The organism is Deltaproteobacteria bacterium (genome assembly GCA_026388545.1).
GTDB lineage: Bacteria > Desulfobacterota > Syntrophia > Syntrophales > UBA2185 > JAPLJS01.
Window position 1 is genome coordinate 1 of sequence record JAPLJS010000050.1, and the last position, 14,861, is coordinate 14,861.

General features: G+C 48.1%; 15 protein-coding genes and 1 pseudogene. 7 read left to right on the top strand and 9 right to left on the bottom strand.

Features of this window, described 5'->3' with window-relative positions; all coding sequences use genetic code 11:
* The 8 genes from NTW12_05710 to NTW12_05745 all read right to left on the bottom strand — a co-directional run.
* Positions 1–222: hypothetical protein (locus NTW12_05710; protein MCX5845842.1), on the bottom strand; the 222-nt coding region annotated here is incomplete at its 3' end.
* A gap of 18 nt (positions 223–240) precedes the next feature.
* Entirely contained in the window at positions 241–1,362 is a 1,122-nt protein-coding gene (locus tag NTW12_05715; protein ID MCX5845843.1) for an ABC transporter permease, read from the bottom strand.
* A gap of 1 nt (position 1,363) precedes the next feature.
* Entirely contained in the window at positions 1,364–2,497 is a 1,134-nt protein-coding gene (locus tag NTW12_05720) for an ABC transporter permease (GenBank protein MCX5845844.1), read from the bottom strand.
* Positions 2,494–3,249, bottom strand: coding sequence for an ABC transporter ATP-binding protein (locus tag NTW12_05725; GenBank protein MCX5845845.1), 756 nt, complete (start codon positions 3,247–3,249; stop codon positions 2,494–2,496). The genes NTW12_05720 and NTW12_05725 overlap by 4 nt, the downstream gene beginning before the upstream one ends.
* A complete protein-coding gene (locus tag NTW12_05730) occupies positions 3,230–3,994 on the bottom strand; it encodes an ABC transporter ATP-binding protein (protein ID MCX5845846.1) in 765 nt (254 codons plus the stop codon). The genes NTW12_05725 and NTW12_05730 overlap by 20 nt, the downstream gene beginning before the upstream one ends.
* Before the next feature lie 158 nt (positions 3,995–4,152).
* On the bottom strand, positions 4,153–5,163 hold the full coding sequence (locus NTW12_05735) for an efflux RND transporter periplasmic adaptor subunit (GenBank protein MCX5845847.1): 1,011 nt from the start codon (positions 5,161–5,163) through the stop codon (positions 4,153–4,155).
* The gene (locus NTW12_05740; protein MCX5845848.1) at positions 5,160–6,497 is read right to left on the bottom strand and encodes a TolC family protein; all 1,338 of its coding nucleotides are present in this window, start codon (positions 6,495–6,497) and stop codon (positions 5,160–5,162) included. Before NTW12_05740 ends, NTW12_05735 begins: the two co-directional genes overlap by 4 nt.
* A gap of 14 nt (positions 6,498–6,511) precedes the next feature.
* On the bottom strand, positions 6,512–7,144 hold the full coding sequence (locus tag NTW12_05745; GenBank protein ID MCX5845849.1) for a TetR/AcrR family transcriptional regulator: 633 nt from the start codon (positions 7,142–7,144) through the stop codon (positions 6,512–6,514).
* A 553-nt stretch (positions 7,145–7,697) separates the two neighbouring features.
* On the opposite strand from NTW12_05745, the pseudogene NTW12_05750 reads away from it, so the two are divergent.
* The 6 genes and pseudogenes from NTW12_05750 to NTW12_05775 all read left to right on the top strand — a co-directional run bounded on the left by NTW12_05750 (position 7,698) and on the right by NTW12_05775 (position 12,990).
* A pseudogene (locus NTW12_05750) lies at positions 7,698–7,877 on the top strand (helix-turn-helix domain-containing protein).
* 431 nt (positions 7,878–8,308) lie between these two features.
* Positions 8,309–9,472 (top strand): ABC transporter substrate-binding protein, encoded by a 1,164-nt coding sequence (locus tag NTW12_05755; GenBank protein ID MCX5845850.1) that lies wholly within the window; start codon positions 8,309–8,311, stop codon positions 9,470–9,472.
* 83 nt (positions 9,473–9,555) lie between these two features.
* A complete protein-coding gene (locus NTW12_05760) occupies positions 9,556–10,431 on the top strand; it encodes a branched-chain amino acid ABC transporter permease (GenBank protein ID MCX5845851.1) in 876 nt (291 codons plus the stop codon).
* Between the two features lie 116 nt (positions 10,432–10,547).
* On the top strand, positions 10,548–11,504 hold the full coding sequence (locus NTW12_05765) for a branched-chain amino acid ABC transporter permease (protein ID MCX5845852.1): 957 nt from the start codon (positions 10,548–10,550) through the stop codon (positions 11,502–11,504).
* Positions 11,504–12,274, top strand: coding sequence for an ABC transporter ATP-binding protein (locus NTW12_05770; protein ID MCX5845853.1), 771 nt, complete (start codon positions 11,504–11,506; stop codon positions 12,272–12,274). Before NTW12_05765 ends, NTW12_05770 begins: the two co-directional genes overlap by 1 nt.
* The gene (locus NTW12_05775) at positions 12,271–12,990 is read left to right on the top strand and encodes an ABC transporter ATP-binding protein (GenBank protein MCX5845854.1); all 720 of its coding nucleotides are present in this window, start codon (positions 12,271–12,273) and stop codon (positions 12,988–12,990) included. Before NTW12_05770 ends, NTW12_05775 begins: the two co-directional genes overlap by 4 nt.
* Positions 12,991–13,421: 431 nt before the next feature.
* Here the strand turns inward: NTW12_05775 and NTW12_05780 are convergent, their stop codons facing one another.
* Positions 13,422–13,889: a YaiI/YqxD family protein gene (locus tag NTW12_05780; GenBank protein MCX5845855.1), complete on the bottom strand. Its 468-nt coding sequence runs from the start codon at positions 13,887–13,889 to the stop codon at positions 13,422–13,424.
* 409 nt (positions 13,890–14,298) lie between these two features.
* Here NTW12_05780 and NTW12_05785 point away from each other — a divergent pair.
* Positions 14,299–14,861, top strand: a 563-nt coding sequence (locus NTW12_05785) for a PAS domain-containing protein (GenBank protein ID MCX5845856.1), incomplete at its 3' end; no start/stop codon positions are given.

A 14,861-nucleotide genomic window follows, 5' to 3' on the forward strand; every position in this document is an offset into this window, starting at 1 on the left:
CTTTGCTGACCCATTTCCCCTTGCATGATTATCTTCTGATATGGGGTGTACATCCTGCATGGCATCCAGAAAAACGATTTTGTCGTTTTCCGGATCGGCGGCGGGTTCACGTTCAGGCTGCGCTTTGACGGAGGAAACCGGGCGAGGGAGTGGCTTCTTGCCGAGAAAGTTTCTCAGATCTCCAAAGGGGTTGTGTTTTAGGGAAGAATCGGAAGCTTGCATGGGGCCACCGTCCTTTTCTTAATCAAGCCGTTTTCTGAAACGGCTGACAGCGCCGGTAAACACGACCAGTCCGAGAATGGCCATGGCTGCGTATTGGTGCCAGAGAACATCGAGACCAACCCCTTTAAGGAAAATTCCCCGGATTATTACCAGAAAATACCGCAAAGGGTTCAAATATGTCAACCATTGCACGACAACAGGCATGTTGGCAATAGGGAATACAAAGCCGCTCAGCATGAAGAAGGGCAGGAGAAAAAAGAAGGTGGTCATCATGGCTTGCTGCTGGGTTGAGGAAACGGTGGAAATGAAGAGGCCGACACCCAGGGTACTCAGAAGGAACAGGCATGTGGCAATAAAGAGGAGGATAAGGCTTCCCGCAAGAGGTATTTGGAACCAGAAAACAGCAATAATCGTAACTACAATCATCTGCGCGAGTGAAATGATGATATAGGGGATCGTTTTACCCACAATCAGTTCAACAGGTTTTAGGGGGGTTACCATGAGCTGTTCTATGGTGCCTGACTCTTTTTCTTTGATGATGGCAATCGAGGTTAGCAGAAGGGCGATCAGCATAACCACAAAGGCAACGATGCCGGGGACGAAGAAATGCTGGCTGTCAAGATTTGGATTATACCAGGTTCTGATTCTCCCGTCGATTTTGCCGTAATCCATTCGCAGCGGATACAATTCCCTGATCAATTGCCGGTTCAATTTATCAAGGACCATGACTGAATAGGCTATCCGGATGGAGGCCATGTTGCTCATGCTTCCGTCCGCTATGATTTGAATTTCCGCTGTTTCTCCTTTTCTGATTTTCCGGCTTACATCGGGTCCGATCTTGATGCCAAGATCGACTTTCCCCTTCAGCAGGAGCTGTTCCAATTCCCGCTGGTCTTCCAGGAAATTGGTGATCCTGAAAATTTTATTGGCGCTGAAGGCATCAGCGATTATGCGACTTTCCCGCGTATGTGACTGATCCAGTAGGGCAACCCGGATGATCCTGATATCGTAATTTACAACATATCCAAACAAAAGCAGCATAACGATGGGGGCGACTACTAAAACGCGCCTGCTTCGCCTGTCACGAAAAAGCAGGATAAACTCCTTGCGGACAAGTTCCCGGATGCGAAGCCAATTCATATTACAGGCCCTCCTTTTTTAACAACACATAATTTAGGACTGCCAGAATCGCAAACATGACTGTCATGACTAGAAAACTCGGCCACAAATGAGTCAACCCGAGATTCCGCAAGTATAAGCCGTTCAAAATATCGATATAATACGTGGCTGGAACAATGTACGTTACCAACTGAAGAAACGTTGGCATGTTGACTACCGGAAAAACAAAATTCGATAAGAGTAGAGAGGGAAGGTACGTGAGGAGAATAGCCCCCTGATTAGCCAGCAGTTGGGTTTTGGTAACGGATGAAATGAAGAGACCCAGTGCTAAAGCAACAGCCAGATAAATTGAAGATGCCGCGATCATCAGCCAGAAGCTGGATTTCATGACGACGCCGAAGAGAACCTGTCCCATGAGGATGGAGATCAGCACATCGGTCAGCCCCACGAAGAAATAAGGGATGGCTTTACCGATCAGGAATTCACCGGCAGTGATGGGGAGAGATCTGATCGTTTCCATCGTCCCGTTTTCATATTCCCGTGCGATGACGAGCGATGTCAGCATAGCCCCCACGATCATGATGATAACTGCGATGATGCCGGGAACAATGAAATTCCGGCTTTCCAGATCCTCGTTAAACCACACCCTGATTCGTCCCTCCAAAGGCGGCTTTATCTTCTCCATCCCCTGGCGGTTGAGAAATTGAACGAGGAGCTTCTGATTGTACTGCTCGACGAACGCATTCATGTACCCCCTCGTTATATTGGCAAAATTGGGATCGCTGCCATCGAGAAGAAGCTGCAGCGAGGCTTCGCGATCCCCCCGGAGGTCCCGTGTCCAGCCGGGGGGTATTACGACTGCTAGTATTGCCCAACTGTGGTCTAAATATTCGGTTGCTGCTTTTGTATCGGGGAGATGTGCAGATACATGAAAATACGGAGAGGCGTCGAGACGGCGAATGAAATCCCGGCTCAGATCGGTGTTGTCATAATCCACCACAACCGTTTCGACATTATCCACGTCAAGGCTGAGCGCATAGCCGAACAGGAGAATCAGCAGCAGCGGGAGGGCAAAAGCCAGATACAGGCTCCTGTAGTCCCTTATCAGGTGGTAAAACTCCTTACGGGTGATGGCTTGAATATTTCTGAGTTTCAATTTTTCCCCTTGGACATGAGGGTGATAAAGGCATCGTTTAAGTCAGCATCGGGACGATCTGGGCATACCGCGGCAATAATTTCCGGCGGACTGCCGACGGCGACGATTCTTCCCTCATTGATCATGACAATCCGCTCGCAATGTCGGGCTTCGTCCATATAGTGCGTGGTAACGAATACGGTGATTCCCTCCCCGGCCAGTTTACGGATGAAATCCCAGAAATGCTGACGCGTTATGGGATCAACACCTGAAGTAGGTTCATCCAGAAAGAGGATGTCCGGTTGGTGGAGGAGGGCACAGCCCAGGGCCAGACGCTGGCGCCATCCGGACGGCAACTCCCTGGTATAACGGTTACGGACCTCCTGAAGCCGTGTTATATCCAGGATCCACTCAATCCGATCCTTCCATTGATCCTGTGGGACAGCGTAGATTCCCAGATAAAATCGTATATTTTCGTATGGACTTAAGTCTTCATAGAGGGAAAACTTCTGGGACATGTAGCCGATCGACTTCTTGATTTCTTCCGACTCTTTAAAGATGTCATGCCCTGCCACCTGCCCCTGACCTGAAGTGGGGGTCAGTATTCCGCAGAGCATACGGATCGTCGTCGATTTACCGGAACCGTTGGGCCCAAGGAAACCGAAGATTTCTCCTCTTTTCACGGAAAAAGATATTTTATTCACCGCTACAAAAGCCCCGAAACGCTTTTCGAGGTCATTTACGGATATGGCATCAGCGTTTGAAGGAATCATGAACAATCTCTTTATCCACTTCCTGAATACGGTGAATCATTGCATCTTCCAGGCTGGAAAAGGCGCCGCGGATTTCTGACGGTGCTGCAATGTCCAGAACCTGAGAGCGGTGCATCAGCGCCAGCCGGCCACACTTTTCTCCCTCATCGAGATAGGCGGTGGAAACCAGGATGGTCATGCCGTCCTCGCGCATCTGCGCCAGGATCTCCCAAAACTCCTGCCGGGAAACGGGATCCACGCCATTCGTCGGTTCATCGAGGATCAGCACCTTCGGTTCATGGGCAAGAACACAGGCCAGTCCCAGCTTCTGCTTCATCCCACCGGAGAGATTGCCTGCAGGCCGATCCACAAAAGGGAGCAGATTGGAAAATCCCAGATACCTTTCTCGTCTCCGACGGCGCTCTTCCTTGGGTACATTAAAAACATCCATGAAGAATCTCATGTTTTCGTCAACGGTCAGGTCATGGTAAAGGCCAAAACGCTGGGGCATATAACCGATCAGGCGTTTAACCTTTTGTCTGTCCTTGACTACATCGAGGCCGTCAATCAGAATCCGTCCGGAAACGGGAGGGATCATGGTCGCCGTCATCCGGAGGAGGGTGGATTTACCTGCGCCATCAGATCCCACCAGACCGAAGATGGTTCCCTGATCAACGAAGAGGGTTGCCTCCCTCACCGCTTCCACCTCGCCGAAGCGCATGGAAACATTCTCTATGGATATGAAATTCATGCTGCTTACAACCACTGTCTATACTCTCCAAAACCTCTACTTTCCCCCTTTGGAAAAGGGGGTCTGAAGTTCCCCCCCCTTTTTTAAAGGGGGGTCAGGGGGGATTATTTTAAAACTGTACTGAAAAATCCCCCTCAATCCCCCTTTACGAAAGGGGGAAAGTGAAGGGATATTCACCGCAGCCATGCGTCTGCCGGCATACCGGTTTTTAATTCCAAATCAGGATTGGGGATGGATACTTTCACCAGATACACAAGCTTCACCCGTTCTTTTTTGGTCTGGATGATCTTGGGGGTGAACTCCCCCTCAGGTGAGATGAATGTTACCTTTCCCTCATAAACTTTGTTGGGGAATGTATCGACCTTGATCTCTACATCCTGCCCCGGCTTGACCTTCCCGATTTCCGTTTCATCCACAAATATCTTGAGATCCACCGTGGAAAGATCGGCAAGAGTCAGAACCTCGCGGCCCGGTGTCACCACTTCCCCCGGTTCAACATTGCGGCTCGTAATTACCCCGCCGTAAGGGGCTAACAGCCTGCCATAATTCAGTTGAATATCCGCCTGTCCCAAAGCGGCTTTGGCCTGCCTCGCCTGGGAGATGACGGCCTCGAGTTCCTTCTGGGTTGCATCTATCTTCTTCAGATTGCTCTTCGCCTGTCTTAGTGCGGCATCTCCGTCATCAAGTCTGGATTTCGCCGTATCATAACTGAGCTTTACGGCATCACGCTCCTTTTCCGTCACAACGCCCTGCTTGAATAATTGCTCGTATCGCTGGTAATTTTTCCGGGCGTCATTCATGACATCTCTCTCGCTGGTGATATTCGCTTCCGCCCTTTCAACATCGGCGGGAAGGGTGGTTTTGAAGATGCTCAAAAGGGTTGCCATCTGATCCTGCGTCTTGATCGAACGGTCCAGACTCGCCTCTGCCTGATCTTTCCGTGACTGGAGTTCTGCGGGATCGATCTCGGCAAGAAGCTGATCCTTTGTGACGGCCTGACCTTCCCTAACAGCGATGTTTATTACGCGACCGTTTACCTGAAAGGAGAGATTGGACTGAATTGCTTCAATGGTTCCGGAATAATATAGCTCACCCCGCTGTGACTGCCATTGCCCGAAATATACCAGAGCGCCGACACCCAAAAGGAGAATCACAAAAACTATAATGATGATCTTTTTTTTCATGGCAGAACCTCCCGCACCCCCATTGCCCTTTCCAGTCTGGCAATGCTCATGTTGTAATCGCTGAGGGCATTGAAGTAATCCGATTTCGCTCTTGTCTGCAGGGTTTGGGCATCCAGGACATCCGTTGATGTTCCCACCTGCTCCCGGTATCTTTCCCGGCTGATCCGGTAATTTTCTTCCGCCTGCTCGATGGCCTTTTGCGCAACCGCCACCTGCTTTTCGGCCTCGTGGAGCGTCAGCCATGCATTTTTAACATCCAGGTCAACTTGGTCTTTTACATTATCAAGGGCATAGGCCATCTGATTTTCCCGGGAGCGGCTTGCATCTACCCGGTTTTTTGTCCTGCCCCATTCCCAGAAATTCCAGCTCGCCACACCCATAACATACCAGTTCTCCTGATCTTTGTAAGGACTTCCTTCAACACGCGGTTTATCGCCATAACGTTCATAGTGCCCGACGGCATTTATAGCAGGGAAATATTCGCTTTTGGTCAGTTTGACCATCTTCTGTGACTGTTCTACCTTTAGAGTAGAGGACTTGATCTCCGGCCTGTTTTCCAGGGCAAGCTTCCGGCACTCATTGAGAGATTTATCAAAAGGTTTAAGCGTGAGAATATCTTCCACTTCCGTTGGAGTATTGATTTCTCTCCGCAACACCGTGTTGAACTTCGTCTTCGCCATTTCTAAGGAGTTCTCGGCCTTAAGAAGATTCTGGCGGCCATTGGCCAGCTCCACCTCGGCACGGAGAAGGTCGTTCCGGGGAATCACACCGACATTAAAAAAATCCTGAGCCATCTTCCGGTGTGCCTCCAACTGTTCCACCGATTGTTTGGCCACATCGAGAAGCCTCTCCGCTTTCAGAATGTTGAAATATGCAAGTTTGACATCCTGGACTGTGTCCTGAACGACCGCCGTTTCGTCAATCGCAGCGATCTCTGCGCCAAGCCTGCCTGCTTCATAATTGGCAACGATTCCTCCGCCGGCAAAGAGGGGTTGTTTCACCTCCAACGCCCAGGTATAGTTATCTTTTGTCCCTGTGGTCATCGTAAATGGCGGTACTCCGGGCATAGCAATGTTCGAGGACGGTTCTTCGTTAAGTCTTGTATAGCTGTAGGATGTGCTGAATCTCGGCAAAAATCCCGTAAAGGCCTCCTGCTTCTGGGCTTGCGCGCCCTTTACGCCTTCTCTTGCCGACTGGATCAGGACACTTTGCTTCAGGGCCAGGTCAATACTCTGCTGCAGGGTCAGTTTTTCCGCAGAGAGGGCGCCCTCGGCAAAAATAAAGAATAACAGTATTGTCGCAGAAAATATTAACGTTGTGTTTTTCGTCTGCATATTCTCTTTTCCTTTCACTTCTTCACAGCCTTTAAGATGAGTTTTTCGATCTCCCCGACTATGTTGCCGGATATTCCATCATCCAAATTCTTTATAGCTACAGGAAGCCAGTCATACCTTGCCCTGATCGGCCCCCAGGTTTTATAGGTGATCATGGCCCCGACAACCATTATGTGTATGAGGAAGGGAATGGTTTCTATAAAAATCCCCTTTTCTTCACCCTCTTTGAGAATTTCCCTAAGCATATTCACGATACGAAAAATATCACGCGCCACTACTTCAGGAAGGTGCTTCCCGCCGGAGGCAACTTCACGCATCATGACAGGGGCCACCTGCGGATTATTGTCGACGTTGCGGGCAAAGGTACGGATATAAATCCTCAGTTTTTCCTCAGGGTCTTGAACATCTTTTATCTCACGGGAAATCGTCTCCGCGGTGTTGCCGATAATGTTATTAATGACTTCAGCATAGAGTGTTTCTTTGTCGCCGATGTGATAATAGATCATAGCTTTATTGACGCCTGCGCGGTCGGCAATCTCATCGACCCGCGCCCCGGCGAAGCCGACCTCCGAGAAGACACTTGCCGCGGCCTCAAGGATGCGCATGACAGTTCCGCTTCTTTTTTCCACTAATGATGGAATATCCATGTTTATGCCTCGAAAAAACCATATAGTTATACTAACCAGTTAGTTAAACTTAATGGTAAATACCCTTTGTCTTATAATTCTGTCAACCTTTTTTGTTAGTTAAGGTGTGACATCCGAATAGCAAACTGAGATGTTCTGAGGTTTTCATTTTTCTTGTTATAGGGTCGATTGAGTTTCTTTGCAGCTGTTACAAGGTTTTTCCTGTATAAAGAGCGGTCCTTATATCAGTATCTCTCTCTATCCCTCGAAGGCCTTATTTCAGTCAAGTCTTAATTTTCGTGAGTCGATCTTTGAGCTTAACAGTGGGTTTCTGATATCAAGATTGATAAAAACACCTTTTTGTGATCTGTGTCACAGAACATGTTGTTCATCTATGGTTATCTAAAACCAAAAAGAGAAACAAAATGCGCATAACAAGATTTATTGAAAGTATCAATAATTCAGAACCATTAACGTTACCTTTAATCATTATGACAGTTTTGTGGAAAATCTTTCATTTCATTATTCGTGACTGGGAACTGTAACAATGATTCGATGAGGGGGTATGGTCATGATGGAAGATCGATGGCTTTCCGCGGATGAAGTCGCTGACTATCTTAACGTGAAAAAAGGTACAGTCTATAAATGGATTGAAACCAAAAACGTTCCCGCTCATAAATTTGGCCATGTCTGGAAGTTCCGCATGAAGGAAATTACCGAATGGGTGCGCTTGATAGGCGCCGAGGACAGGGAAACTCAAGGCACAACCACAGACACGCCTCGATGTAAAATGACTCTCCGGTACAGTCCATATTGGGATGCCAGATTGAACATAGACTGGAATTGGCGGGTCTGGAACAGGGATTTCGGGAATTGCTGAATAACGCTTTTGCCTTGTGTCTTCCATCCAAGGAATTAGATTTCACACGACCGTAATGTAAGTTTTGCCCTGGAACATTGCGCCTCTCTCTTTTTCAGTCATGATCCGGAAAGAAAAACCCCCTTGTGTTCTCCCTGAAACCCCTCACAGGTGTCTACTATATTTTTCAGTCAAATTCTATTGACTTACAAGACTGCTTCTCCTATACTCCCCGCACCCAAAGGGAATTCTAATCAACAACAAATCAAACAAATAAATTTGGCTGGGTAGTACTGTTTTCAATAAATTATTATACGGAGGGGAGTATGAAAAAAATAGTTTTTTCGCTTGTTTTATGTGTCGTTATGGTCATGTTCTTCGGAGCCTGCAGCGAGAAAAGTTCTGCTGTTAAAGTGGGGGTAATAGCCGAAATGACAGGTGATATGCCTGCGGTGGGCGAGTCATGTAAAAAAGCGGCTGAAATGGCAGTGAAAGAAGTAAATGACGCAGGCGGAATTGATATAGGAGGAAAGAAATATAAAGTGGAGCTCTTTGTGGAAGATAACGCGGGTAAGTCCGACCAGTCTGCTTCCGCGGCCCAGAAGCTGATAGCGCAGCGGAAAGTTCACGCAATCATCGGTCCGAATGCTACGCGTTATGCGCTGCCTGCCTCGGAGATTGCGGAAAGTTCAAAAGTTGTCCTCATCAGTCCCTGGTCGACGAATCCCAAAACAACCCTCGATGCGAAGACCAATGCCCCGAAAAAATATGTTTTCCGCGCCTGCTTTATTGATCCTTTTCAGGGTCGCGTTGTAGCAAAATTTGCATTGGAAACCCTCAAGACAAAGAAAGCAGCGGTTCTTTATGACGTTGCCTCCGAATACAATAAGGGCATCGCGGAGATCTTCAAGGAGACGTTCGAGCAAGCCGGTGGCAAAGTTGTAGCCTTTGAAACATATACCACGAGTGATAAAGACTTTTCCGGACAGTTGACAAAGATCAAGAACGCAGCCCCTGAAATGATATTTTTGCCGAACTATTACAGTGAGATACCTCTTCAGATTCAACAGGCAAAACGGCTTGGCATTGCTGTACCTTTTGTGGGCAGCGATTCATGGGGTTCTCAGGATTTGCTTAAACTCTGCGGGAATGACTGTGAAGGATATTATTTCAGCACCCATTACGCTGCCGACGCGGCAACACCCGTGGCAACCAGGTTTATTGAGGGATTCAAGGTTAAGTACGCGAGCATGCCGGATGATGTTGCAGCGCTTACCTACGACTCATTCGGACTTCTCTTCCAGGCGCTTAAAACCGCCAATAAGCTTGACAGAGATTCAATTCGGGATGCCCTTGCCAAAATCCCCAAGTACGAGGGCGTAACGGGGAATATGCAGTTCAAGGAAGGCTCCGGCGATCCCACAAAGAGCGCTGTGATAGTGCAAATTAAGGGCGGTAAATTTGTATACTTCGCAACTGCTAACCCATGATGATCTAAAACCTTTCCTCTCCCTCGATGGGAGATGGCAAGGGAGAGGGTGAAAAAGCGAAGGGGAGGGAATGGTATAACGGAATGACATACGTCCTTCAGCAGTTCCTGAATGCTCTCCAGGTCGGCAGTATATACGCACTTATCGCCCTGGGCTACACCATGGTATACGGTATACTTACCATGATCAACTTTGCCCACGGCGATCTTTTTATGGTTGGTGCATTCTTCTGTTTTCTTGCAGCCATATATCTTAAACTCCCGTTTATTCCGGTACTTATAATTTCAATGATCGGTGTGGCACTGCTCGGTGTTGTTATTGAGCGGTTCGCATACAAGCCGCTGCGTCAAGCGCCGCGCGTTTCCGCTATTATTACCGCGCTTGGTGTAGGTTTGTTTCTGGAAAATTTCACATTGGCCCTAAGCCCCTATCCACAACAGGTGCCCCAGCTCCTGGACAACACAAACTGGACATTCTTCGGCGTATCCATCTCATCGCTGCAGATATTCGTTATCATTTTATCTCTGCTCCTCATGTGGATACTGGATTTGATTGTAAGGCGCACCATGGTGGGTATGGCAATGCGTGCCATATCGTGGGACAAGACCGTGGCGCCCCTTCTGGGTGTACCGGTGAACCTTATTATTTCAATTACCTTTGCCATTGGTACCGGTCTCGGGGGGGCTGCGGGAGTGATGTACGGTCTTGCATACCCGGTAATCGACCCGTATATGGGCATAATGGTGGGATGGAAGGCATTCATCTCTGCCGTAGTAGGCGGTATCGGCAATATTCGCGGCGCCATGATCGGCGGTTACATCCTCGGTGCAGTGGAAATCATGGTGGTTGCCTTTTTACCTTCCACATACCGGGATTTTATAGCTTTTGTCCTTTTATTGGTATTACTGATATTCCGGCCCTACGGGATACTCGGGAAACCGCACCCCCAAAAGGTGTAACAGAATATTTCCCCCTTTTGTAAAGGGGGATAAAGGGGGATTTTTTTAGGTATTAAGTAGTGAGCACTTTGTCCATAAAGCATTATATAGACAAGCTGGAACGTAAACGCTGGCTGATGCCGGCCCTTTTGATTTCCGTTTTTGCGCTCTCCCTCGTCGTTCACCAGTTTGAGTTACTCGATCCTTACGTTCAGCTTGTAATCATGTACATAGGGATCAACATCATCCTGACACTGAGCCTCAACCTCGTAAACGGCTACATGGGGGAGTTTTCCGTAGGGCATGCAGGATTCATGGCCATCGGTGCATATGTTGCTTCATTTCTTACCGTAAGGGTATTTCCCGCAGACATGGCGGCATGGCTATTCCCGGTAGCTGTCTTTGCAGGCGGATTGGTTGCGGCAGTTATCGGTTTGGTGGTGGCTTTTCCCTCTTTCAAGACGAGGGGTGACTACCTTGCCATTGTGACGCTCGCCTTCTGCATGATTGTCAAGTCGGTCATTGAAAATATCGACGCCCTCGGCGGGCCGCGCGGTTTTCTGGGTATGGAGAAACTGTCCACACTTCCCTGGGTCTTCTTCTGGGTTCTTATTTCCGTGTGGGTCATACGCAACCTGATATATTCAAACTTCGGAAGGGGTGTGCTCTCAATCCGTGAGGATGAAGTCGCAAGCGACCTGATGAGCGTAAATACCAACCACGTGAAGGTGCTGGCCTTTACAGTATCTTCTTTTTTTGCCGGTATAGCGGGAGCTCTCTTTGCGCATCTCCTGCAGTTTATCAACCCCCGTGCCTTTGACATTCTCAAATCAACAGACATATTGATAATGGTATACCTTGGGGGAATAGGGTCCATTGCAGGTTCTGTAATTGGCGCCACGGTTTATACTGTATTGCTGGAAGTTTTGCGCCCCATGGGTATCTGGCGCATGGTGATCATGCCCCTTATGTTGGTAATACTGATGATTTTCCGTCCTCGCGGCATTATGGGTATGAGGGAATTTCGCTGGTTTGTGCCTGTTCGCGACATGCTTGCAAGCAGGCTCTGGCGTGAAAAGAGAGCGGATACCTGATGTCTGTTTTGAAAGCTCATAAAGTGACGCACTACTTTGATGGACTGGCTGCGGTTTCAGAATTTAATCTGAACCTTGAACCATACGAACTGGTGGGAATCATCGGCCCTAACGGTGCAGGCAAAACAACAATATTTAACCTGATTACGGGTGTCTACAGAGCAACCAGCGGAAACATATCATTTGAAGGTACGGAGATTGTCGGGAAATCTCCAAGCCGTATCACTTCCCTTGGTATTGCCCGCACATTTCAAAATATCCGCCTTTTCAAAGAGCTGACAGTGCTCGATAATGTCCGCATTGCCCACTATGCGAGGGTGAGGTACAGTCCCATCGAGGCGTTACTCCACGTGGGCCGCTTCGCGAGAGAAGAGGAAGAGATTATCGGGCATTCAATGGATTTGCTTGCCTTCTTGAAACTGGAGAGTTATGCCGATGAACTCTCGAAAAACCTCCCCTACGGTTTGCAGAGAAGACTCGAGATCGCGAGGGCCCTGGCAACAAGACCGAAGCTTCTTCTGCTGGATGAGCCTGCCGCCGGTATGAATCCCAATGAGGTTACCCAGCTTATGGAATTTATCCAATGGATCAGGAAAGAGTTCAACCTGACCATCCTCCTCATCGAGCACCAGATGCACCTGGTAATGAATATCTGCGAAAGGCTTCTTGTCCTCGATTTCGGTGAAACAATTGCCGAAGGGCTGCCGCGGGAGATACAGAACAACTCCCGTGTGCTGGAAGTATACCTTGGTGAGGTGCAGCATTCATGAACAGTAACGGAATGATCCTTTCAGTTGAAAATCTCACCATTGCATATGGAAACATAAAGGCGGTGGATGATATATCTTTCGAGGTGTATGAAGGCGAGATCGTCACTTTAATCGGTGCGAACGGCGCCGGCAAATCGTCCACACTCCGTGCCATATCCGGCATTGTTCCCTATAGTGGCCGGATAACCTACAGACAGCAGGACTTGCGCAGTGTACCAGCCCATCAGATCGTTGCCATGGGTATGGCCCAGGTGCCGGAAGGACGCGGTATATTCGGAAACCTCACGGTAATGGAAAACCTTAAACTCGCCACCTGGCAAAGAAGCGATAAGGGTGAGATTTCAAAGGATTATGAACGAGTATTTGGTCTCTTCCCACAGCTTAAAAATCGAACAAATCAGCTTGGCGGTACACTCTCAGGCGGCGAACAGCAAATGCTGGCAGTGGCCCGGGCGCTCATGAGCAGAAGCAGGACGATGCTCCTTGACGAACCTTCCATGGGACTTTCGCCTGTACTGGTACGCGACATCTTCCATATAATTGTCGACATCAATAAGGCGGGCACTACGGTCCTCCTTGTTGAGCAGAACGCCTATATGGCGTTATCCGTTGCGTCGCGCGCCTACGTGCTGGAAACAGGGAGAATCATCCTTTCCGGCTCAGGCAAAGAACTGCTCGGCGACCCACGCGTCAGGAAAGCCTACCTCGGCTGTTGATAAGGTAAGATATTTGAAAATACTATTCCGGTTCACTGTTGCCCGGAGATTTGGAAGATAAGAGGCTGGTCAACTATTTTTTCTTTTTCTTGTCCAGCTTTGCCTGCTTCTTCTCTTTTGCTGTTTTCAGCGGTTTTTTCTTATCGGTTTTTCTAACATCTTCAGATTTGGCCATACCGGTTTCCTCCCTGGCTTGTCATATGCCTCTACTGCAATATATTCTTCTCATGCAGTCAAACACCTCTGTTTGAGAAGAATCCGCTTTTGGGCGGGCAGAGTATATGAAGATGTCTTTTGTGTGTCAAGAAAATTTAACAGTACAATGGAGTTGAATCCGTAGCGAGCGCATTCCCCGAAGCTTGCTGTGGAAAGCTTCAATTGATGCCTCCCTCAACCCCTTCCGTAAAATTGATCTTCGCAAGAGTTGTCCGCTATTTTTTGACATTTTCGCTTTTGAAATGTTTGTTTAAAAAACGGTTCAGCTGGTTGGCAAACGCCTGACGGTCTTTCCTGCCGAACGTCGAAGGGCCGCCCGTAATCATACCGCCGTCTCTCAGCTCATTCATAAGGTCACGCGTGGCCAGCCGGTCTTTGATGTTATCCTCCGTATAGAGTTCGCCTCTGGGGTTGATTGCAAAGGCGCCCTTGGAAACAACCCGGTCTGCAAGCGGAATATCGGCAGTAATCACTAAGTCGCCCGGCTGCGCGAGTTCAGCAATGCGATCATCGGCCAGATCAGGGCCGGACGGGACCACAATGCTCGAAATAGTAACTGACCGCTCAAGTCTCACCGGCTGATTGGCAACAAAGACCAGGGGCACATGCAAGCGCACAGCCGCCCTGATCAAGATATCCTTGATCACATTCGGAAAAGCATCCGCATCGACAAATATCTGCATTCAGTACCTTTCATGCGTATATCTCAGAAAACCACTTTCTCTATACACCGAAAGATGGAAAAGATAAAATATATTTGATGCCCTGGAATGGTTGGTTGCCTCGCTGAATGCTTCACCTGCGCCGCCTAGCGCGGTGACTTCTTCACTGTCCTCTTCTGCACTCATATCATAAACTTTTTGCCTTTGCCCAAAGATATCCATTAGAAATAAACGAAAAAGTCCTTCAGCACAGCACAGAGTCATTGATATACTTAAAGAGACTTATTGTTTAAAATGTGGTACAAAGTACACGGTCAGGTCATTATAAAGAGCATACATTATAGAAAAAAGGGGGTTGGGAGGATGCCTTCGAACAATAACAAAGAATTAACTGATAGTGAAAGGAAATAAGGATTTGAACAATACTTCCATGTTTATACGACAAACCGAAGATGCCTGTCTTGCCCTGGTAGAATCAACGTCCGACTCCATGTATTTAGTGGATGAGAATTGCAGATATTTATTTATTAACAGCCAACATTTATCGAGATTAAGCATACCGACCAGTGATATTATCGGCAGGTCATATGGAGAATTTCACTCGCCTGAAGAGACCGAAATATTTTCAGAAATAGTTAAACAGGTCTTTGCGACGGGTCAGTCAGTCCAGCATGAGCATCGGAGCGGGAGAGATAATAGCTATTTTCTTCGTACCTTCAGCCCTGTTAAGGAGCTTGGCCCTGACGGAAAAATCATAAGTTTGGCCGTTGTTTCAAAAAACATTACCGAGCGCAAGCGGGCCGAGGAGGAACGGGAGAGACTTATTATTGAGCTGAGAGATGCACTCTCTACAATCAGGACATTGAGAGGCATGCTGCCTATTTGCTCTTCTTGCAAGAAAATACGCAATGATGACGGTTACTGGGAACAGATAGATGTCTATATAAGAGACCACTCGGAAGCAGAATTTAGTCACGGTATTTGTCCGGAATG